Consider the following 24848-nt stretch of genomic DNA (forward strand, 5'->3'; position numbering starts at 1 on the left):
GATGCGGCGACCCGACAAGCCAGCTCCCACATTTGAACCGTGCCCGCTTTAGCTTTTGATTTTGATCTTAGGCACACCGAGCCCAGGCGAGGTGCCGAGTGGTGGGGCAAGAGCGTTTTGCTTACTTTTGCGCTCTTCAAAAGTGAGCCGCTGTAAGAGCGGAACCAATCGAAGCCATCACCCAAATAACGGATATGCCCCCCATCCAACAAATACGAAAGTTCCCCCACGCCAGCCGCTTTGTCCCCGCTTCCCATGTCACCCCCCACCCCCCGAATCCTCTAATTTCCCAACCCTGCGGGAAGCCTCCCGGCCCACGACTGCGCCCGCGCTTTAAACCGGGCCTCCCAGGCACTTACGCGACAGCTGAAAACGGACTTTCTCCTCAACCGTATCCGACTCAAAAAAGCAGGTTACCCCATGCAGTTCAGCAAATTACTGGCAGCTCTTTCCACCCACCCGATCCGCCTGCAAATGGACGAAGGCGACCTGATCATCCTGGGTGACGACGACGCGCTGGATGACGCCCTATGGGACCAACTGATCGCCCACAAACCCCAACTGCTCGACCTCGTCGCCCAACACGGCGGCGACTGGCTCAGCCCGGCCTATCGCATCACCCCGGACATGCTGCCCCTGGTCAACCTCGACCAACCCGCCATCGACCGCATCGTCGCCGCGATCCCCGGCGGGGCGGCGAATGTGCAGGATATCTACCCTCTGGCACCCCTCCAGGAAGGCATGCTCTACCACCATCTGTCAGCGCACCAGGGCGACCCCTACGTGCTGCACGCGCAGTTCGTGTTCGACAGCCGTGCCCGTCTTGAAACCTTCGCCCAGGCCTTGCAATGGGTCATCGACCGCCACGATATCCTGCGCACCTCGATGGCCTGGGATCGCCTCGACGAACCCCTGCAAGTCGTCTGGCGCAAGGCCTCGCTGGCCTGCGAAGAAGCCCGCCTCGACGGCGATGTACTGACCCAACTGCAAGCCCTCTACGACGCCCGCAACTACCGCATGGACCTCGGCCAGGCACCGCTGCTGCGCCTGGTGTTCGCCGAAGACCCGCGCAACCAGCGTGTGGTCGCCATGCTGCTGTTCCACCACACCATCCTCGACCACACCGCCCTCGACGTAGTGCGCCGGGAGATCCAGCTGCACCTCGCCGGCCAGACCGAACACGCCAGTGCACCGGTGCCGTTTCGCAACTACATCGCACAGGTCCGCCATGGCGTCAGCGAACAGGCTCACGAAGCGTTCTTCCGCGAGATGCTGGCCGATATCGACGAGCCAACCCTGCCGTTCGGCCTGCAGGATGTGCAGGGTGACGGGCATGGCATCGACGAAACCCGCATTGCCGTCGACGGCGATCTAAGTCGCCGTCTAAGGGCCCAGGCGAGACCGTTGGGTGTCAGTCCCGCCAGTGTGATGCACCTGGCGCTGGCCCAGGTGCTGGGCAAGGTCTCGGCTCGCGAAGCCGTGGTATTTGGCAGCGTGATGCTCGGCCGCATGGGCGCGGGCGAGGGTGCCGACCAGGCCCTGGGCATGTTCATCAATACCCTGCCGCTGCGGGTGGATGTAGGCGAACAAGGCGTGCGCGCCGCCGTGCACACCACCCACAAGCGCCTGACCGAACTGCTCGATCACGAACACGCCTCCCTGGCCCTGGCCCAGCGTTGCAGCGGTGTGGCCGCACCCACGCCGTTGTTCAGTGCCATCCTCAATTACCGTCACAGCGATGCCTCGGACACCCAGGCGGTGATCGACATCGCCGAAGGCATCCAGGTGTTGGGCGCCGAAGAACGCACCAACTACCCGCTGACGGTCAACGTCGATGACCTGGGCGAAGGCTTTGCCTTTACCGTGATGGTGGACGCCTCCATCGGCGCGACGCGCATTGCCGGTTATCTGCACACCGCCCTGGAAAACCTGGTGCTGGCCCTGGAACAAACGCCAGATGCACCGTTGCACAACCTGGGCATCCTGCCTGCCGCCGAACGCCAGCATCTGCTGCATGGCCTTAACGCCAGCACCCGGCACTACGCCGATTCAGCCCTGATCCACCAGCAAGTCGAAGCTCATGCCGCCAGCCATCCCGAAGCCATCGCGCTGCGCTTTGAACACGAACACCTGAGCTACCGCGAGCTGAACGAGCGCGCCAACCAGGTTGCGCATTGCCTGCTCAAGCATGGCATCCGCCCCGATGACCGGGTGGCGATCTGTGTCGAACGCGGGCTGGAAATGATCATTGGCCTGCTGGGGATTCTCAAGGCTGGGGCGGGTTATGTGCCGATCGATCCGGCCTACCCGCTGGACCGTATCGCCTACACCCTGAAAGACAGCGCGCCGCTGGCGGTGCTGGTGCAGGACGACACCCGCCACCTGGTGGGCGACGTCACGTCGATCGACCTCAACAGCCTGCAGCACGAGCCCATCGTCAACCCCAACGTTGCAATCAGCGCGTCCAGCCTTGCCTATGTGATCTACACCTCCGGCTCCACCGGCCTGCCCAAGGGCGTGATGATCGAACACCGCAACGTCGCGCGACTGTTCAGCGCCACCGAGCACTGGTTCAAGTTCAACGCCAATGACACCTGGGCGCTGTTCCACTCGTTTGCCTTCGACTTCTCGGTGTGGGAGATCTGGGGCGCGCTGATGCATGGCGGGCAGTTGCTGGTGGTGCCGCAGCTGGTCAGCCGCTCGCCGGACGAGTGTTACGCACTGCTGTGCGAAGCCGGCGTCAGTATTCTCAACCAGACGCCGAGCGCGTTCCGCCAGTTGATCGCGGCACAGGGCCGCAGCCAGCAACTGCACTCGCTGCGCCAGGTGATCTTCGGCGGTGAAGCCCTGGAACCGGGGATTCTCAAGCCGTGGTACGCCCGGGTGACCAACGCCGGTACGCGGTTGGTCAACATGTATGGCATCACCGAAACCACCGTGCATGTGACCTACCGTGCCCTGGAGGCGGCGGATGCACAGCGGGTGGGCGTGAGCCCGATTGGCGTGCGCATTCCCGACTTGCAGCTGTATGTGCTGGACGCCCGCCGCGAACCGGTGCCGAGCGGCGTAGTCGGGGAGTTGTACGTCGGCGGTGCCGGCGTGGCGCGGGGTTATCTCAACCGCGATGAGCTGACGGCCGAACGTTTTCTGACGGATTCCGCAACCGGCCTGCGCCTGTACAAGACCGGTGACCTCGGCCGGATGCTGGCCGACGGCAGTGTCGAGTACCTGGGGCGCAACGACGACCAGGTGAAGATTCGCGGTTTCCGTATCGAACTGGGGGAGATCGAAGCACGCCTGGCCACCTGCGAAGGTGTGCGCGAAGCCGTGGTGATTGCCCGCGAAGACGAACCGGGCGACAAGCGCCTGGTGGCCTACGTGATTGCCCAGCCTGAACACACGCCCACTGCCGCTGAGCTGCGTGACCACCTGCTGCTGTCCCTCGCCGAGTACATGGTGCCCAGCGCCTTTGTGCTGCTCGACGCGTTCCCGCTTACCACCAACGGCAAGCTCGACCGCAAGGCCTTGCCGGCACCGGACGCCGATGCCCTGGCCCGTCGTGGTTATGAAGCGCCACAAGGCGCGGTGGAAACCGCGATCGCGGATCTCTGGCAAGACCTGCTCAAGGTCGACCGGGTCGGGCGCCAGGACAACTTTTTCGAGCTGGGCGGCCATTCGTTGCTGGCGGTCAAGCTGATCGAGCGCATGCGCCAGCTCGAGCTGAGCGCCGATGTGCGGGTGCTGTTCGGCCAGCCGACCCTGGCTGCGCTGGCCGCTGCGGTGGGCGGGCAACATGAAGTGCAGGTCCCGGCCAACCTGATCGGCGAAGCGACGCGGCACATCACCCCGGACATGCTGCCGCTGGTGAATCTCGACCAGCAGGCCATCGACCATATCATCGCCAGTGTCCCCGGCGGCATCGCCAACGTGCAGGACATCTACGGCCTGGCCCCGTTGCAGGCCGGCATCCTCTACCACCACCTGGCAACCACCGAAGGCGATCCCTACGTGTTGCAGGTGCAGTTCAGCTTCAGCGGCCATGAGCCGGTCGAGGCGTTTATCCGTGCGCTGCAAAGTGTCATCGAGCGCAACGATATCCTGCGTACCGGGATTGTCTGGGAAGGCCTGGACGAGCCGGTACAGGTGGTCTTGCGCCAGGCGCTGCTGGTGGTTGAGCAGGTTGAAGCCGATCCTTCCAGTGCCGTATTGGCGCAACTGCAGGAACGCTTCGACCCACGCCACTACCGCCTCGACCTGTCCCGCGCCTCGTTGATGCGGTTTGCCTACGCCGAGGATCACGGCCGTTACGTCGGCATCCTGCTGCTGCACCACATCCTGCTGGACCACACCGCGTTGCAGGTGCTGGTGGAGGAAATGAGCGCGAGCCTTGCAGGCGAAACCTGCTTGCTGCCCGACGCCGTGCAGTACCGCAACTACGTGGCCCAGGCGCGCCTCGGTGTGAGCGCTGCGCAGCATGAGGCGTTCTTCAGCGAAATGCTCGGCGACATCGACGAGCCGACCCTGGCCTTCGGCTTGCAGGACGTGAACCGCGACGGCAGCGGTGTGCGCGAAGCGCACGTGGCATTGGAACCGGCCCTCAGCCTGGGCCTTCGCGAGCAGGCCCGGCAACTGGGGGTGAGTGCCGCAAGCCTGGTGCACCTGGCGTGGGCCCAGGTCCTCGGCCAGGTCTCGGGCCAGGACGACGTGGTCTTCGGCACCGTGCTGCTGGGCCGGCTGCACGGCGGCGAGGGCGCCGACCGGGCGCTGGGAATGTTCATCAATACCTTGCCGTTGCGGGTCAGTGTCGGCGCGGTGGGCGTGCAGGCTGGCGTGCGCGCCACCCATGCGCGGCTGGCACAGTTGCTGGGGCATGAACATGCGTCCTTGTCCCTGGCCCAGCGATGCAGTGGCGTGTCCGGTGCGCTGCCGTTGTTCAGCACCTTGCTCAACTACCGCCACAGCGCGCCGGGTGAAGCGCCGGGCGCCAGCCCGTTCGCCGACGCCGGGATCGAAATCCTCAGTTCCGAGGAGCGCAGCAACTACCCGCTGGTGCTGAACGTCGACGACCTCGGCGCAGGTTTTGCCCTGACCGTGCAAGGCGTGGCGGAGGTGGATGTGCAGCGCGTCGGCGACTACATGCTCAGCGCCTTGCGCAACCTGGCCACGGCACTGCAACAGGCGCCGACCACACCGCTGCATCAAGTGTCGATCCTGCCACCCGCCGAGCGGCATCAAGTGCTGGTGGACTTCAACGCCACTGCCCGCGCCTACCCGGCTACGCACACCGTGCACGGGATCTTCGAAGCCAGCGTCCTGACCAGCCCCGACGCGCTGGCGGTGGTGCACGGCGACGTGTCGCTGACGTACCGCGAACTCAACCTGCGGGCCAATCGCCTGGCCCACTATTTGATCGACCAGGGTGTAAAACCGGGCGACAGCGTGGCCATCGCGCTGCCACGTTCCATCGACCTGCTGGTCAGCCAACTGGCCATCCTCAAGTGCGCGGCGGTGTACGTGCCGCTGGACATCAATGCGCCGGACGAACGCCAGGCGTTCATGGTGCAGGACAGTCACGCCGGGCAGGTGCTGCGTGATCTCGACGGGCTGAACCTCGACAATCAGCCGACCCATAATCCGAACCTGTCCCAGTCTGCCGAAAGCGTGGCGTACATCATGTACACCTCCGGCTCAACCGGTGCGCCCAAGGGCGTGCAGGTGCCCCATCGCGCCGTCTCTCGATTGGTGATCAACAACGGCTACGCCGACTTCAATCACCGCGACCGGGTGGCCTTCGCCTCGAACCCGGCGTTCGACGCCAGCACCCTCGATGTGTGGGCGCCGTTGCTCAACGGCGGCTGCGTGGTGGTGGTCGAGCATGCCACGTTGCTGTCCCAGGCCGCGTTTGGCGCCCTGTTGCAGGAGCAATCCGTCAGCGTGTTGTGGATGACCGCCGGGCTGTTCCATCAGTACGCCGACGGGTTGATGCCGATGTTCCGGCAACTGCGCTACCTGATCGTCGGCGGCGATGTGCTCGACCCGCAGGTGATCGCCCGGGTGCTTGAGCACGGCGCGCCGCAGCACCTGCTGAATGGCTATGGCCCCACCGAAGCCACGACGTTTTCCACCACCTTCGAGATCAAGTCGGTGGGTGAGGGCGGTATTCCGATTGGTCGACCGATTGGCAACAGCCGCGCCTACGTGCTGGATGCACGGCAGCAGCCGGTGGCGTTGGGCGTGGTTGGCGAGCTGTACATCGGTGGCGCGGGTGTGGCCAAGGGTTACCTGAACCAGCCGCAATTGACCGCCGAGAAATTTATCGTCGACCCGTTCGGCGATGGGCTGCTGTACCGCACCGGCGACCTGGCGAGCTGGCAGGCGGACGGCACCTTGCTGTACCAGGGCCGCAATGACCATCAGTTGAAAATCCGTGGTTTCCGTATCGAGCCGGGTGAAATCGAAAGCTGCCTCGCCAGCGTTTCCGGCGTCAAAGACACGGTGGTGCTGGCCCGTGAAGATGAGCCAGGCGACAAGCGCCTGGTGGCTTACTACACCGCCCAGGCGCCGCTGGGCATTGAAGCGTTGCGTGCGCACCTGCAAAGCCGGCTGCCGGACTACATGGTGCCGTCGGCCTATGTCTGGCTGGAACTGTTGCCGCTGACGGCGAATGGCAAGCTGGACCGCAAGGGCCTGCCTGCGCCGGATCAGGCGTCGCTGCTCAGCCGTGGTTTCGAAGCCCCGGAGGGCGAGGTGGAAACCCTGCTGGCGCAAATCTGGCAGGACGTGCTGAAGGTCAAGCGGGTAGGGCGCTTTGACCACTTCTTTGAACTCGGTGGCCATTCGTTGCTGGCGGTGAGCCTGATCGAGCGCATGCGCCAGGCGGGCCTGAGCGCCGATGTGCGGGTGCTGTTCAACCAGCCAAGCCTGGCGGCGCTGGCGGCGGCGGTGGGCAGTGGCCGGGAAATCGTGGTGCCGGCCAACGGCATTGCGCCGGGCTGCGAGCACATCGCGCCGTCGATGCTGACCCTGGTCAAGCTGGACCAGCCGGCCATCGACCGCATCGTGGCGACGGTGCCCGGCGGTGCGGCCAACGTGCAGGATATCTACCCGCTGGCGCCGTTGCAGGAAGGCATCCTCTACCACCACATCAGCGCCGAACAGGGTGACCCCTACCTGCTGCAATCGCGCATGGCGTTTGACAGCGTCGAGCGTTTGCAGGCCTTCATGGGCGCGCTGCAAAAGGTCGTGGCGCGCCACGATATCCTGCGCACCGGCGTGGTGTGGGAAGGCTTGGACAGCCCGGTGCAAGTGGTGTGGCGTCATGCCGAATTGGTCGTACAGCACATCCCGCTGGACCCGGCCGATGGTGATGTGATCGAACAACTGCACGCGCGTTTTGATGCCCGCCACTATCGCCTGGATATCACCCAGGCGCCGCTGCTGCGCATGGTGTATGCGCAGGACCCGGCCAACCAGCGGGTCGCGGCGATCCTGCTGTTCCATCACCTGGCACTGGACCACACCGCCATGGAAGTGGTCGGCCAGGAAATGCGGGCGTTCCTGTTCAACCAGGCCGATGACTTGCCGACCGCGGCACCGTTCCGTCACTACGTGGCCCAGGCTCGCCTGGGTGTCAGCGCCCAGGAACACGAGCAGTTCTTCCGCGAAATGCTCGCCGATGTCGACGAGCCCACGCTGCCCTTCGGCGTGCAGGATGTGCAGGGCGATGGCCGGGATATCGAAGAGGCCGAATTGCCCGTCGATGCAGGGCTGGCGCTGCGGGTTCGTGAACAGGCGCGGCAACTGGGGGTCAGCGCTGCGAGCCTGATGCACCTCGCGTGGGCCCAGGTCCTCGGGCTGGTGTCGGGCCGTCAGGACGTGGTGTTCGGCACCGTATTGATGGGCCGCATGCAAGCCGGCGAAGGTGCCGACCGGGCATTGGGCATGTTCATCAACACCTTGCCGCTGCGGGTGGAGGTGGGTGCCGACGCGGTACGTGCCGGCGTCAAGGCGACTCACGCCCGTCTCAGTGCCTTGCTGGGCCATGAGCATGCATCCCTGGCGCTGGCCCAGCGGTGCAGCGGCGTGCCGACCTCGATGCCGCTGTTCAGTGCCTTGCTCAACTACCGCCACAGCACCCCGGGCGAAATGGCCCGCGACGGCCACGGTATCTGGGAAGGCGTGCAATTGCTCGGCGGCGAAGAACGCAGCAACTACCCGCTGACCTTGAGTGTGGATGACCTCGGTACGGGCTTCGGCTTGACGGTACTGGCGCTGGAATCCATCGGCGCGCAGCGCCTGTGCGACTCCATGCACAGTGCGCTGGAGCAACTGGTGGAGGCCCTTGAGCACGCGCCGCAAACGCCGCTGCATCAGTTGCCGGTACTGCCTGCCCGCGAACGCGAACACCTGCTGCGCAGCTTCAACGCCACCGCCCGCGACTACCCGCAAGGGCAGACCCTGCACGGCGCTTTCGAAGCCCAGGCCCTGCGCCTGCCGCAGGCGATTGCCGTGAGCCAGGACGGCCAGCACCTGACGTACCAACAGCTCAACCAACGCGCCAACCAACTGGCCCATCACCTGCTGGCGCTGGGCGTACAGCCCGACGACCGTGTGGCGATCTGCTGCCGACGCGGCCCGCAGATGCTGGCGGGCCTGCTGGCGATTCTCAAGGCGGGCGCGGCCTACGTCCCGGTAGACCCGGCCTATCCGGCCGAGCGCATCGCTTACCTGCTGCAAGACAGCGCACCGGTCGCGGTCCTGGCCGAAGAGAGCACCCGTGGCGTGCTCGGTGATATCGCCATCGTCGATCTGCATGGCGCCTATCCCGACGGCACCAATCCCCACGTCGCCAGCCTGACCCCGGCGAACCTCGCCTATGTGATCTACACCTCCGGCTCCACCGGCCAGCCCAAAGGCGTGATGGTGGAACACCGCACCGTGGAAAACCTGGTGCATTGGCACTGTGAAGCCTTCGACCTGCAGGCCGCCAGCCACACCAGCAGCGTGGCCGGCTTCGGTTTCGATGCCATGGCCTGGGAAGTCTGGCCGGCATTGTGCGTGGGGGCGACCTTGCACCTGCCACCGGCCCATGTCGGCAATGAAAACATCGACGAACTGCTGGCCTGGTGGCTGGCCCAGCCGCTGGACGTGAGCTTCCTGCCCACCCCGGTGGCCGAGTACGCGTTCAGCCAGGACCTTGAGCACCCAAGCTTGCGCACCCTGTTGATCGGCGGTGATCGCCTGCGCCAGTTCAGCCATGAGCGACGTTTCGCGGTGATCAACAACTACGGCCCCACCGAAGCCACGGTGGTCGCCACCTCTGGCCGGGTGCGCGCCGGCCAGCCGCTGCATATCGGCAAGCCGATGGCCAATGCCACGGTGTACCTGCTGGATGCACAACAACGGCCGGTGCCGGTGGGTGTGGCCGGTGAGCTGTATGTAGGCGGCCGCGGCGTGGCCCGCGGTTACCTGAATCGCCCGGACCTGACCGCCGAGCGATTCCTCGATGACCCGTTCAACCCGGGCCGCATGTACCGCACCGGCGACCTGGCGCGCTGGCTGCCGGATGGGAACATTGAATATCTGGGCCGCAACGACGACCAGGTAAAAGTCCGGGGCGTGCGCGTCGAGCTGGGAGAAATCGAAACCCGCCTGGCCGCCGTCGACGGCGTCAAGGAAGCCGTGGTGCTGGTGCGCGACGGCCGCCTGGTGGCCTGGTTCACCGAACAAAAACCGCTGGTTATCGAAACCCTGCGCGCCGAGCTGCACAGCCAACTGCCCGAGGCCATGGTGCCGGTGGTCTACGTCAAACTCGACAGCTGGCCGTTGACCGCCAACGGCAAGCTTGACCGCAAGGCGCTGCCGGCACCGGATCAGGCCGCCGTGCTCAGCCGGGAATATGAAGCCCCACGCGGCGAAGTCGAGACCACCCTGGCGCGGATCTGGGCCGAGGTGTTGCAGGTGGAGCAAGTGGGCCGCCATGACCACTTCTTCGAGCTGGGCGGCCATTCCTTGCTGGCGGTAAGCCTGATCGAGCGCATGCGCCAGGCCGGCCTCAGCGCCGATGTGCGGGTGCTGTTCGGCCAGCCGACGCTGGCGGCATTGGCAGCGGCAGTGGGCAGTGGCCGGGAAGTGGTGGTGCCGGTGAATGCCATCGCCGCCGATTGCCCGCGCATCACGCCCTCGATGCTGCCATTGGTGGAGCTGGATCAGCCGATGATCGACCAGATCGTCGCCAGCGTGCCGGGTGGCGCCGCCAATGTGCAGGATATTTACCCGCTGGCACCGTTACAGGAAGGCATTCTTTACCACTACATCACGGCGGAGCAGGGCGATCCGTACCTGCTGCAATCGCACCTGGCATTCGATACCCAGGCGCGCCTGGACAGCTTCGCCCAGGCCTTGCAGCAGGTGATCGACCGCCACGACATCCTGCGGACCGGTGTGGTCTGGGAAGGCTTGGCGCAGCCGGTGCAAGTGGTGTGGCGCAAGGCTCGATTGACGGTCGAAGCGCTGCATCTGGACGGTGATGTGCTGGCCGGCCTGCATCAGCGTTTCGACGCCCGGCGCTACCGGCTGGACATCGCCCAGGCGCCGCTGGTCCGCCTGATGTACGCCAACGACCCGGCCAATCAGCGGGTGGTGGCGGTGCTGCTGTATCACCACATCGTGCTGGACCACACCGCGTTCGACGTGGTGCTGCGGGAAATGCAGGGCTACCTGCTGGGGCACCCCGCACCGCAGTCCGCGCCGATGCCTTATCGCAACTACGTGGCGCAGGCGCGACTGGGTGTCAGCGAGCAGGAGCATGAAGGGTTCTTCCGCGAGATGCTTGGCGATATCCACGAGCCAACGCTGCCGTTTGGCTTGCAGGATGTGCAGGGCGATGGTCGGGATATCGAAGAATTCACGCATCACCTGGACGCTGCCGTCAGCCGGCGCCTCAGGGCCCAGGCACGCCTGCTGGGCGTGAGCACCGCGAGCCTGTTCCACCTGGCATGGGCGCAGGTGTTGGCGGTGACGTCGGGCAAGCCGAATGTGGTGTTTGGCACGGTGCTGGTCGGCCGGATGCAGGGCGGCGAGGGCGCGGACCGGGCCCTTGGCGTGTTCATCAACACCCTGCCATTGCGCCTGGATATCGACGGGCAAGGCGTGCGCGACAGCGTGCGCAGCACCCATGCCCGGCTCACCGCGCTGCTGGGCCATGAACATGCTTCCCTGGCCCTGGCCCAGCGTTGCAGCGGGGTGGCGGCGCCGCTGCCGCTGTTCAGCTCGATGCTCAATTATCGCCACCGGGGCGGCGCCACCCGTTCACAGGAAGCACAGCACGCCTGGGAAGGCATGCAGACCCTGACCAATGACGGGCGCACCAACTATCCGTTGACCCTGAACGTCGATGACCTGGGTGATGGTTATGACTTCACCGCGTTGACCCCGGCCCAGGTAGGCGCACAACGGGTCTGCGGTTATATGCAGATGGCGTTGACCCAGTTGGTGGAGGCCCTGGAGCACGCGCCGCACCAGGCCCTTGACCGCCTGCCGATCCTGGGGGATGCAGAGCGTCAGCAACTGCTGTTTGATTTCAATGCCACCGAGGTTGACTACGACCTGGCGCAGACCCTGCACGGCCTGTTCGAGGCCCAGGTCGAGCGCACGCCGGATGCATTGGCGGTGAAGGCGGGTGAGCAATGCCTGACCTATGCCGAGCTGAACCAGCGCGCCAACCAACTGGCGCACCACCTGCGGGAACTGGGCGTGCAGCCGGATGCGCGGGTGGCGATTTGCGTCGAGCGTGGACTGGAGATGGTCATCGGTCTGTTTGCGATCCTCAAGGCCGGCGGTGGTTATGTGCCGCTGGACCCGGCGTACCCGCTGGATCGCCTCGCCTACATGCTGCAAGACAGCCAGCCCGCGGCGCTGCTGGTGCAGGGCGCTACCCGTTCGTTGCTGGGCGACGTGACGGTGCCGGTGGTGGATCTTGACCAGAACACCTGGGCGCACCAGCCGGTGTCCAACCCACAGGTTCCCGGGTTGACCGCGCAGCACCAGGCCTACGTGATCTACACCTCCGGCTCCACCGGCCAACCCAAGGGCGTGATCAACGAGCACGCGGGTGTGGTCAACCGCCTGCTGTGGATGCAGGACGCCTACGGCCTGAACGCCACTGATGCGGTACTGCAGAAAACCCCGTTCAGCTTCGATGTGTCGGTGTGGGAGTTCTTCTGGCCCCTGTTCACCGGTGCGCGGCTGGTCATGGCACGCCCCGGCGGGCACAAGGAGCCGGCTTACCTGTGCGAGGTGATCGCGGCAGAACAGATCACCACCTTGCACTTCGTGCCGTCGATGCTCGATGTGTTCCTGGCCCACGGTGATGTCAGCCAGGGCGCCGGGCTGCTGCGGGTGATGTGCAGCGGCGAAGCCTTGCCCGGCGGCCTGGTGCGGCGCTTCAAGCAGCAATTGCCCGGCATCGGTTTGTACAACCTCTATGGCCCGACGGAAGCCGCGGTGGACGTGACCGCCTGGAACTGCGCCAGGCCCGTGGTGCCGGACAACACGCCTATCGGCAAGCCGATTGCCAACACCCGCATGTACCTGCTGGATGCCCGGTTGCAACCGGTGCCGCTGGGCGTGGTGGGCGAGCTGTTTATCGCCGGTGTGCAAGTGGCTCGCGGTTACCTGCACCGTCCCGAACTGACGGCCGAGCGCTTCCTCAAGGACCCGTTCAACCCAGGCCGGATGTACCGCACCGGTGACGTCGGGCGCTACCTGCCGGATGGCAATATCGAGTACCTGGGCCGTAATGACGACCAGGTGAAAATCCGTGGCCTGCGTATCGAACTGGGGGAAATCCAGGCGCGGCTGACCGAGTACCCACAGGTGAAGGAAGCGGCCGTGTTGGCCCGCGACGAACGCCTGGTGGCGTACTACACCGGCGTGCCGGCCGATATCGAGCTACTGCGGGCGCACCTGCTGGCGCGCTTGCCGGACTTCATGGTGCCTGCGGTATTCGTGTATCTGGACGCTCTGCCCCTGAGCCCCAACGGCAAGCTCGACCGCAAGGCCTTGCCGACGCCGGGTGTGGAATCACTGATCGTGCGCGAGTACGAGGCCCCGGTGGGCGCTACCGAAATCACCCTGGCGCGGCTGTGGGCCGAGCTGCTGAAGGTGGAGCGGGTCGGGCGTCACGACAACTTTTTCGAGCTGGGCGGGCACTCGTTGCTGGCCGTCAGCTTGATCGGACGCTTGCGTCAGGAAGGCATGGAAGCCGATGTGCGGGGCCTGTTCGAACAGCCGACCCTGGCCGGCTACGCCGCAATTACCGAACGAATGGAGATCGTCCTGTGAGCATCATCGAACTGTTGGCGACACTCAAGGCCAAGGATGTGCAACTGGCACTCAAGGGCGATCAGTTGTCGGTGCAAGGCAACAAGCAGGCCCTGAGCGACGCGGCACTGGTGGCCTCGCTGCGCGAACACAAGCCGGCGCTGATCGAGCTGATCAAGGCCGGGGAGTACTCGGCCACCAAGGCCGGTGAGGTGCAGGTGCCGGCCAATGGCATTCCACCGGGCGCTACCTCGATTACCCCGCAGATGCTGAGCCTGTCGACCCTCAGCCAGGCGTCCATCGACCGTATCCTCGAGACCGTCGAGGGTGGCGTCGCCAATGTGCAGGACATCTACCCGCTGGCACCGTTGCAGGAGGGCATCCTCTACCATCATGTGAGTGCCGAGCACGGCGACCCGTACATCATGCAGTCGCTGTTTGCCTTCGACAGCCTTGAGCGTTTCGAGGGCTTTGCCCTGGCCTTGCAACAGGTGATCGACCGTCACGACATCCTGCGGACCGGCGTGGTCTGGGAAGGCCTGGAAGAACCGTCGCAAGTGGTCTGGCGCACCGCGCGCCTGCCGGTGCAGGCGATTGAACTGGACCCGGCAGACGGCGATATCGCCGCCCAGTTGCATCGCCTGTTCGATGGCCGCCACTACCGCATGGACGTGACCCGCGCGCCGCTGCTGCGCCTGGTGCGGGCCTGGGATGAAGCCGGCCAGCGCGTGGTGGCCATGCTGTTGTTCCACCACATGGCACTGGACCACAGCGCCCTGGAAGTGGTCTGCCACGAGATGCAAGCCTGCCTGCTGGGCAGGGCGGCTGAACTGGGCCAGGCGGTGCCGTTTCGCAACTATGTCGCCCAGGCGCGCCTGGGCATCAGCGAGCAGGAGCACGAAGGGTTCTTCCGGCAGATGCTCGGCGACATCAGCGAGCCGACCTTGCCCTACGGCCTGCAGGATGTGCAGGGCGACGGCGACAACATCCAGGAGATCAGCCTGCCGCTGGCCCCGCAGTTGAGCCGGCGCTTGCGCGCCCAGGCCCGGCAGTTGGGCGTCAGCGCCGCGAGCCTGTTCCACATGGGCTGGGCCCAGGTGCTGGGAGTGCTGGCGGGCAAGGAACAGGTGGTGTTCGGCACGGTGCTGATGGGCCGCATGCAGGGCAGCCACGACACCGACCGTGCCCTGGGGATCTTTATCAACACCTTGCCATTGCGGGTGGATGTAGGCGCCGAAGACGTGCGCACCGGGGTCAAGGCGACCCATGCCCGGCTGACCACCTTGCTGCGTCACGAACACGCGGCGCTGGCCCTGGCCCAGCGTTGCAGCGGTGTAGTGGCGCCGACGCCGCTGTTCAGCGCGTTGCTCAACTACCGCCATAGCGCAGGCGGCGCGAGCGCCGAAGCGGTCTCGGCCTGGCAGGGTATTCAAGCGTTGCGCTCCGAGGAACGCACCAACTACCCGTTGACCCTGAGCGTCGACGACCTGGGCGAAGACTTCAGCCTGAGCCTGTTGGCCTGCGCCCAGGTTGATCCGCAGCGGGTGTGCGCTTATCTGCAAACTGCCCTGGGGAACCTGGTTCAGGCGCTGGAAGATGCACCCGAAACACCCTTGAATCGCTTGTCGGTGCTGCCCGAGGCGGAGCAGCGGCATCTGCTGGAGCAGTTCAACGCGACAGCCATCGACTTCCCCCAAGGCACCACCCTGCATGGGCGTATCGAGGCCCAGACCCTGCTGACCCCGGACGCGGTGGCCGCGGTGTATCAAGGCCGCCAGCTGACCTATGCCGAGTTGAATCAACAAGCCAACCTGCTGGCCCATCACCTGCTGGCGCTGGGGGTAAAACCCGACGATCGCGTGGCCATCGTTGCCCGGCGCGGGCTGGACACCCTGGCCGGGTTGCTGGCGATCCTCAAGGCCGGTGCCTGCTATGTGCCGGTGGACCCGTCGCACCCGGCCGAGCGCCTGAGCTACCTGCTCGGCGACAGCGCCCCGGTCGCGGTACTGACCCAACATGCATTGCTGGAGCGCCTGCCCGCGCTCGATGTGCCGGTGATCAACCTGGACCGTTTTACCTGGCACCACCATTCGGCGAGCAACCCGCAGGTGGCCGTCACGCCCACCAACCTGGCCTACGTGATCTACACCTCCGGCTCCACCGGCCTGCCCAAGGGCGTGATGGTGGAACATCACACCGTGGCCAACCTGGTGGACTGGCACTGCACCGCGTTTGACCTGTGCGCAGGCCGCCACACCGCGAGCGTTGCCGGGTTTGGCTTTGACGCGATGGCCTGGGAAGTCTGGCCGGCACTGTGCGTGGGGGCCACCTTGCACCTGCCGCCGGCCCACGACGGCGCTGAAGATATCGACGCGCTGCTGGACTGGTGGCGCGCGCAACCGCTGGACGTGTGTTTCCTGCCCACGCCGGTGGCCGAATATGCGTTCAGCCAGAACATCGAGCACCCGATCCTGCGCACCTTGCTGATTGGCGGCGACCGCCTGCGCCAGTTCACCCGGGCCCAGCGTTTCGAGGTGATCAACAACTACGGCCCCACCGAAGCCACGGTGGTGGCGACCTCCGGGCGGATCGAGCCCGGGCAGCCGTTGCACATCGGCAAGCCCATTTCCAATGCCACGGTTTACCTGCTGGACGAACAGCAGCGCCCGGTGCCCTTGGGGGTTGCCGGTGAACTGTATGTGGGCGGCAAGGGCGTGGCGCGGGGTTACCTCAATCGCCCGGAAATGACCGCCGAACGTTTCCTGGATGACCCATTCAATTCGGGCCGCATGTACCGCACCGGCGACCTGGCGCGCTGGTTGCCGGACGGAAATATCGAGTACCTGGGCCGCAACGACGACCAGGTGAAAATCCGCGGTGTGCGCATCGAACTGGGGGAAATCGAAACCCGCCTCAACCAGCTGCCTGGCCTTCAGGAAGTGGTGGTGCTGGCCCGTGAAGACCAACCGGGCCAGCCACGGCTGGTGGCTTACTTCACCGAAAACCCGCAATTCGAACCGCTTCAGGTGGGCGAGGTTCGTGCCCATCTGGTGGCGCACTTGCCGGACTACATGGTGCCGGTGGCCTACGTGAAACTCGATGCGTTGCCCCTGACTGCCAACGGCAAACTGGACCGCAAGGCCCTGCCAAAGCCGGACCTGGCCGCCGTCTTCACTCGCGAATACGAGGCGCCTCGTAACGATATCGAAACCGTCCTCGCGCAGATCTGGGCCGATGTGTTGCAAGTGGAACGTGTTGGGCGCCAGGATCATTTCTTTGAGTTGGGCGGCCATTCGTTGCTGGCCATGCGCATGGTGTCCCAGGTTCGCCAGCAACTGGGGGTCGACCTGGCACTGGGCGAACTGTTCGCCAATGCCGAACTGGCGGCGGTGGCGCAGGTAGTGGCCCAGGCCGGGCGCAGCACCTTGCCGGATATCCTGCCGGCGGCGCGGGACACGGAGTTGCCGTTGTCGTTTGCCCAGCAACGCCTGTGGTTCCTGGCGCTGATGGAGGGCGCCAACACCGCCTACAACATTCCCATCGGCCTGCGCCTGCGCGGGCAGTTGCACGTCGACGCGCTGCAACGGGCCCTGGCGCGGATCGTCGCGCGGCATGAGACCTTGCGCAGCCGGTTTGCCCAGCAGGATGACGACGCCCAGGTGCTGATCGTGCCGCCTGAAGAAGTGATGCCCCTGCAAGTCCAGGACTTGCGTCGCCACCCCGAAGCACAGCAGGTGCTGGACGCGTTGATCCAGGGCGAAGCCTCGGCGCCTTTTGATTTGCAGCGCGGCCCGCTGTTGCGCGGGCGCCTGGTGATCATGGCCGACGATCACCACGTGTTGCTGCTGACTATCCACCACATTGTGTCCGATGGCTGGTCCATGGGCGTGCTGACCCGCGAACTGATGGCGCTGTACCAGGCGTTCAGCCACGGTGAGGCTGACCCACTGCCGCCGTTGCCGATCCAGTACAGCGACTTTGCCGTATGGCAGCGCCTGTGGCTGAGCGGCGAAGTGCTGCATCGCCAGAGCAGCTACTGGCAACACACCCTGGCCGGTGCGCCGGCGTTGCTGATGTTGCCGACCGACCGTCCACGCCCGGCCCAGCAGGACTACGCCGGCAGCAGCGTCGAGGTGCACCTGGATGAGCGCCTGACCGCCGGGCTCAAGGCCCTCAGCCAACGCCACGGCACCACGCTGTACATGGTGATGATGACGGCGTGGGCCTCGTTGCTCGCGCGTTTGGCCGGGCAGGAGGAAGTGGTGATCGGCTCGCCGGTCGCCAACCGCCAGCGGGCCGAGGTGGAAGGCCTGATCGGGTTGTTCGTCAACACCCTGGCAGTGCGCATTGATACCTCGGGCGAACTGAGCGCCGAGGTGCTGCTGGCGCGGGTCAAGGGGCTGGCGCTGGACGCCCAGGCTCATCAGGATCTGCCGTTTGAGCAGGTGGTGGAAATCACCCGGCCATTGCGCAGCCTGGCCCATAGCCCGCTGTTCCAGACGATGTTGACCTGGCAGGACAGTGACGCGCCGGTGCTGGCCCTCGGCGACCTGAGCCTTGAAGGCATTGTGGAGGACAGTCACTTTGCCAAGTTCGACCTGTCCCTGAACCTCGGCGAGACCCGGGGCGAAATTCGCGGCACCCTGGAATACGCCATCGCGTTGTTCGACGAGTCGACCATGCAACGCTATGTCGGCTATTTCACCCGCGTGCTACAGGCCATGGTGGATAACGATCAGGCGGTGCTGGAGCAGGCTGACTTGCTGGACGATCAGGAGCGCCAGCATCTGCTGTTCGACTTCAATAACACCACAGTGGATTACAACCTCGACCAGACGCTGCACGGTATGTTCGAAGCCCAGGTGGCGAGAACGCCGGATGCGCTTGCGGTGAAGGCAGGCTCGGAGTGCCTGAGCTATCGCGAGCTGAACGAACGGGCCAATCAGTTGGCGCACCATCTGCGGGAGCTGGGTGTACAGCCGGATTCGCGGGTGGCGATTTGCGTCGAGCGCGGCCTGGAGATGGTCATCGGCCTGTTCGCAATCCTCAAGGCGGGCGGCGGTTATGTGCCGCTGGACCCGGCGTATCCGCTGGAACGTATCGCCTACATGCTCAAGGACAGCGCCCCGGCCGCCGTGCTGGTGCAGGGCGAAACCCGTTCGTTGCTGGGCGACGTCACGGTGCCGCTGGTGGACCTGGACCGGAACACCTGGCAGCACCAATCAACGTCCAACCCACGAGTGGATGGGCTGACCGCGCAGCATCAGGCCTACGTGATCTACACCTCGGGTTCTACCGGCCAACCGAAAGGCGTGATCAACGAGCACGCGGGCGTGGTCAACCGCCTGCTGTGGATGCAGGACGAGTACGGACTGACTGCCCAGGACAGGGTGTTGCAGAAAACCCCGTTCAGCTTCGACGTGTCGGTGTGGGAGTTCTTCTGGCCGCTGTTCACCGGCGCGCGGTTGGTTATGGCGCGTCCTGGCGGGCATAAAGACCCGGCCTACCTGTGTGAGGTGATCGAGGCGGAGCAGATCACCACGCTGCACTTTGTGCCGTCTATGCTCGATGTGTTCCTGGCCCACGGCGACGTCAGCCAGAGCGCCGGGCTGGTGCGGGTGATGTGCAGTGGTGAAGCGTTGCCCGGCAGCCTGGTGCGCCGCTTCAAACAGCAGTTGCCGGGCATCGGTTTGTACAACCTTTATGGCCCGACGGAAGCGGCGGTGGACGTGACGGCGTGGGATTGCGCCGGGCCCGTCACGCCGGACAACACCCCCATCGGCAAGCCGATTGCCAACACCCGCATGTACCTGCTGGACGGGCAGTTGCAGCCTGTTCCATTGGGTGTGGTGGGCGAGCTGTTCATCGGCGGTGTGCAAGTGGCCCGGGGTTACCTGCACCGTCCTGAGCTGACGGCCGAGCGCTTCCTCAAGGACCCGTTCAGCGCGGGCCGGATGTACCGCACCGGCGACGTCGGGCGCTACCTGCCGGACGGCACCATCGAGTATTTGGGCCGCAATGACGACCAGGTGAAAATCCGTGGCTTGCGCATCGAACTGGGGGAGATCCAGGCGCGACTGCTGCAATTCCCGCAGATCAACGAAGCCGCCGTGGTCGCCCGCGATTCACGGCTGGTGGCTTACTACACCGGCGTGCCGGCGCAAATCGACGCTTTGCGCAGCCATTTGCTGGAACACCTGCCGGACTACATGGTACCGGCCACCTTCATGCACCTGGAGGCCTTGCCCCTGAGTCCCAACGGCAAGCTCGACCGCAAGGCATTGCCGGTACCGGGCCTGGAATCGGTGATCGCGCGGGAATACGTCGCGCCTGTGGGTGAAACCGAAATCACCCTGGCCGGCCTCTGGGCTGATTTGCTCAAGGTGGAGCGGGTCGGTCGGCATGACAATTTCTTCGAGCTGGGCGGCCACTCGCTGCTGGCCGCCAGCCTGATTGGCCGCATGCGTCGGGTCGGGTTGTCGGCGGATGTGAAAGTGTTGTTTGGTCAACCCACCCTTGCAGCCTTGGCGGCTGCCGTGGGTGGTGGTCGCGAAGTGGTGGTGCCGGCCAATGGGATCGCCGCGGATTGCACGCGGATCACCCCGGACATGCTGACGCTGGTGAACCTGAAGCAACCCGCCATCGACCGCCTTGTCGCGAGCATTCCCGGTGGCGCGGCCAACGTTCAGGACATTTACCCGCTGGCGCCGTTGCAGGCCGGGATCCTGTATCACCATCGCGCAGTGCAACAGGGTGACGCGTACCTGTTGCAGGCGCAGTTTGCCTTCGCCAGCGTCGAGCGCCTTGAAGCGTTTGCCCAGGCGTTGCAGGCGGTGATCGAGCGGCAGGATATCCTGCGCTCGTCGATGCACTGGGACGGGCTGGAAGAACCGGTGCAGGTGGTGTGGCGCCAGGCTTCGCTGCGGGTTGAGCCGATTCAACTGGCGGGCGATGTGCTGGCGCAATTGCAGGCGCGCTTCGAACAGCATCGGCTGAACTTGGCTCAGGCACCGCTGATGCGCCTGGTATACGCCGAGGACCCGGCCAACCAGCGGGTGGTTGCGTTGTTGCTGTTCCATCATCTGGTGATGGACCACGTTGCGCTGGAGGTGCTGCAGCACGAGATGCAGGCGTGCTTGCTCGGCCGGCGCGAGCAATTGGGTGCGGCGGTGCCGTATCGTAATTATGTGGCGCAGACGCGGTTGGGCATGCGCGAGGAAGAGCACGAAGCGTTCTTCCGCGAGATGCTCGGGGAGGTCGATGAGCCGACGCTGGCATTGAGTGCACCGGGTGAAGCGCAACAGGCACATTTGCGCGTCGACCCGCTGTTGAACGGGCGCCTGCGCACCCTGGCACGGCAGCTTGGGGTGAGTGCTGCGAGCCTGATGCACCTGGCCTGGGCGCAGGTGCTGGGCAAGGTTTCCGGCCGCGAGCAGGTGGTGTTCGGCACCGTATTGCTGGGCCGGCTGCAAGGCGGCGAAGGCGCCGAACGTGCCTTGGGCGTGTTCATCAATACCTTGCCGCTGCGGGTCGACCTGGGTGAGCGCACGGTGCACGCAGCGCTGATGGCAACCCACGCAAGCCTGACCCGGTTGCTCAGTCACGAACATGCGCCACTGGCCCTGGCCCAGCGTTGCAGCGGGCTGCCGGCCAATACGCCGCTGTTCAGCGTGCTGTTCAACTATCGCCACAGCGCCCCGCACGCTGGCGGCGTAGCGGAGACGTGGCAGGGCATGCAGGTGCTCAAGGCCGAGGAACGTACCAACTTTGCGCTGTCCCTGAGTGTCGATGACCTGGGCGACGGGTTTGGCTTTGACGCCATGGGGCAGGGCGCGCCACGCCTCTGCGAGTACCTGCATGTTGCCCTGGAGCAACTGGTGCAGGCCCTGGAACAGAATGCAGGGGGCTCAATCAGCCAACTGTCGATTCTGCCGGCGGCGGAGCGTGAAAAACTGCGGATGGAATTCAACGCCACCCAGCGCGAATTCCCTCACGAACATACGGTGCAGCGTTTGTTCGAAGCCCAGGCCCAGGCACGCCCGAGTGCTATCGCGGTGGTGCATGGTGAACACACCCTGAGTTACGGCGCGCTGAACACCCGAGCCAACCAGTTGGCGCACCACCTGCGCAACCTGGGCGTGCAGCCCGGCGACCATGTGGCGATCCTGTTGCCGCGCTCGATTGACCTGTTGCTCAGCCAACTGGCAATCCTCAAATGCGCGGCGGCCTACGTGCCGCTGGACATCAACGCCCCGGCCGAGCGCCAGGCCTTTATGGTGCAGGACAGTGGCGCGGTGTGGCTGTTGACCCACAGCAGCGAGCCCGTCGCTTACCCAGCCCGACGTATCGACCTCGACACCCTGGCGCTGGACCCGCAACCGAGCCACAACCCGGACCTGTCGCAGTCCTCGGAGCGCGTGGCGTACATCATGTACACCTCCGGTTCCACCGGCACCCCCAAGGGTGTGCTGGTACCGCACCGGGGCATCACGCGGCTGGTGATCAATAACGGCTACGCCGATTTCAACGCCCATGACCGCGTGGCGTTCGCTTCCAATCCGGCGTTCGACGCGAGCACCATGGACGTGTGGGGCCCCTTGCTCAACGGCGGCCAGGTGCTGGTGATCGACCATGCGACCTTGCTCGACCCCGGCGCGTTTGGCCGGGCACTGAAGGCGGGCGGGGCGACGATCCTGTTCGTCACCACTGCGCTGTTCAACCAGTACGTGCAATTGATTCCCGACGCGTTGGCCCGGCTGCGCATCCTGTTGTGCGGCGGCGAACGGGCCGACCCGGCGGCGTTCCGCAGCCTGCTGGCCCAGGCGCCGGCACTGCGGCTGGTGCATTGCTACGGCCCGACGGAAACCACCACTTACGCCACCACGCATGAAGTGCAGGCCATCGCCGCCGATGCCGAAAGCGTGCCGATCGGCAGGCCGATTGCCAACACGCAAATCCACCTGCTGGATGCGCACTTGCAGCCGGTGCCGCTGGGCGTGGTCGGGGAAATCTGCATTGGCGGGCATGGCGTGGCCAAGGGGTACCTGAACCGGCCGGAGCTGACGGCCGAGAAGTTTGTCGATGATCCGTTTGGCGATGGCTTGTTGTACCGCACCGGCGACCTTGGGCGCTGGTCGGCGGACGGACTGCTGGAGTGCATCGGGCGTAATGACGACCAGGTGAAGATCCGCGGCTTCCGCATCGAGTTGGGCGAGATCGAAGCACGCCTGGCCACCTGCAGCGGCATCAAGGATGTGGTGGTGCTGGCACGAGAAGATGCGCCGGGGGACAAGCGCCTGGTGGCGTACTACACCGGCGAGCCGCTGGCCATCGAAGGGTTGCGCAGTCATCTGCTGCAGCACCTGCCGGACTACATGGTGCCATCGGCCTATGTACCGCTGGAAAAAATGCCCCTGACAGCCAACGGCAAGGTCGACCGCAAGGCCCTGCCGGTGCCCGCGCTGGAGGCATCGGCGAGCCGCGTGTTCGAGGCGCCGGCGAACGAGCTGGAACAGACCCTGGCACGCCTCTGGGCCGAGGTGTTGCGGCTGGAGCAGGTCGGTCGGCATGACAGTTTCTTTGAACTGGGTGGCCATTCGTTGCTGGCGATCCGGCTGGTCAACCTGATGGAAGAGGCGGGGCTTGAGGTGTCGTTGGCCGAGCTGTTCCAGCACGCCAGCGTGGCCTCGGTTGCCTCGATGCTCGGTCAGCGCACGGCGCGGGAGGAGAACAGCTCGCTGATCACCGTACGCGCCAGCGGCAGCCAGCCGCCGTTGTTCCTGGTGCATGAGTTCAGCGGCATGGACGTGTATTTCCCGGCGCTGGGTCGGCACCTGCCGGGGGACTACCCGATCTATGGCCTGCCCGGTGCACCCCTTGGCGAGGTGCAGTTGCAGACCATGGAAGGCCTGGCGGCGCGGCTGGTGGGGATCATCCGCTCGGTGCAGCCCCATGGGCCGTATCGGCTGGCGGGTTGGTCGTTCGGCGGGGTGTTGGCCTATGAAGTGGCGATGCAACTGCAGGGGCTGGACGAACCGGTGGCATTCCTCGGGTTGATCGACAGCTACGTGCCGCGCATGACCGACCAGGGCAAAGCGCGCTGGAGCGGGCCGGATGCCCTCAAGCGGCATTTGCTGTTGCAGTGCACGGCGTATTGGAAGGCACAGGGAGGTGTGGATGAGTTGGCGAGCCTTGAGCAACTGGAAGCGGACATTGGACAGCTGGACTTTGCGGGTTTGCTGCAACGCTGCCGCGATCGGCATTTGTTGTACGCGCAGATGGCGGCGGCTTCGGACGCGGACCTGTTGAGTTTTATCCAGCGGGAAGTCGGGCATGGGCATGCGTTGGCGCATTACAGCCTGTTCCCGATGCCGCTGGCGGTGCACTTGTTCAGCGCCGCCGAGCGGCCGACGGAACTCTCGCGGCGCAGCCTGGATTTGGGATGGGATGAGGCACTGGCCGTGGGGCAATTGCGCCGCATTGAGGTGCCGGGGGATCACCAGAGCATGATGCAGGCACCGCATATCCAGGCGCTGGGGCAGGCGATGGTTGAGGCCCTGGCGTTGAGTGAGGCGCCGGCGGTGGCGGTGCATCAGCCGTTGTTGCGGATCCAGAGTGGTCGCGCCGGGCAGGCACCGATCTTCTGTGTGCCGGGGGCGGGGGATAGCGTGACGGGGTTTGTAGGGTTGACCGAGGCGTTGGGACGGGACTGGCCGATCTTTGGCTTGCAGCCCCGTGGGCTGGATGGGGAGGCGGTGCCCCATAGCCAGGTTGAGGCGGCGGCGCGCTGTTATTTGCAGGCCCTGGAGCAGGAGTGTCCTTCGGGGCCGGTGCATTTGGTGGGGCATTCGTTTGGCGGCTGGGTGGTATTCGAGATGGCCACGCGGTTGCAGGCCTTGGGGCGTGAGGTGGCGTCGTTGACGTTGATCGACAGCGAGGCGCCCGGGGGGAATGGGGTGGTGGGTCGGCCCTATACCACGACGGCGGCGTTGTTGCGGCTGATTGAGTCGATGCAGGTGGCTTCGGGTAAGTCCCTGGGGATTGATGCGGTGGATTTTGCCGGGCGCGATGAGGTGGCCCAGCGGCGGTTGTTGCATGGGGGGATGGTGGGGGTTGGGTTGTTGCCTGCGCGGTCTTCGGTGGAGGCGATGGATGGGCCGGCGCGCACGTATGCCTCGGCGTTGCGCACGGTTTATCGGCCTGGTCGGCGGTATGAGGGGGTGGTGCGGTTGGTGTTGGCGGAGGATCCGACCCTGGACGCGGCAGGGAATCAGCGGGAGCAGGGGTTGATGGTTGAGGGGTGGCGCGGGTGCGTGGGGGTGTTGGAGGTTTGGTATGGGCCGGGGAATCATTTTTCGCTGCTCAAGGCGCCGAACGTCTTTAGTTTGGCGGCTTGGTGGCGGGCTGGGGTTGTGGTTGGGGAGCGGGTTTCGTGAGTGTACATATCCGTTGCTGCGGTAACGGCCACTTAGGGTTCCGCTCTTACAGCGGGTCACTTTTGGCAAACGCCCCAAAAGTAACCAAAA

2 protein-coding genes are annotated in these 24848 nt (G+C 65.3%); both read left to right on the forward strand.

What is annotated here, in order from left to right:
- Positions 1-420: 420 nt before the first annotated feature.
- Positions 421-13344 carry a non-ribosomal peptide synthetase gene (locus tag HX821_RS27395; RefSeq protein ID WP_177036957.1) on the forward strand — a complete coding sequence of 4308 codons (12924 nt, stop codon included), beginning with the start codon at positions 421-423 and terminating at the stop codon, positions 13342-13344.
- Positions 13341-24758, forward strand: coding sequence for a non-ribosomal peptide synthetase (locus HX821_RS27400; protein WP_177036959.1), 11418 nt, complete (start codon positions 13341-13343; stop codon positions 24756-24758). The genes HX821_RS27395 and HX821_RS27400 overlap by 4 nt, the downstream gene beginning before the upstream one ends.
- The last annotated feature ends 90 nt before the right edge of the window (positions 24759-24848 follow it).

Origin of the sequence: Pseudomonas sp. B6001 (assembly GCF_013386015.1) — a bacterium.
Lineage (GTDB): Bacteria > Pseudomonadota > Gammaproteobacteria > Pseudomonadales > Pseudomonadaceae > Aquipseudomonas.

What these genes read in the sequence shown, in the direction of transcription:
- HX821_RS27395 (WP_177036957.1), top strand. Translation starts at nt 421, where the DNA reads ATGCAGTTCAGCAAATTACTGGCAGCTCTTTCCACCCACCCGATCCGC.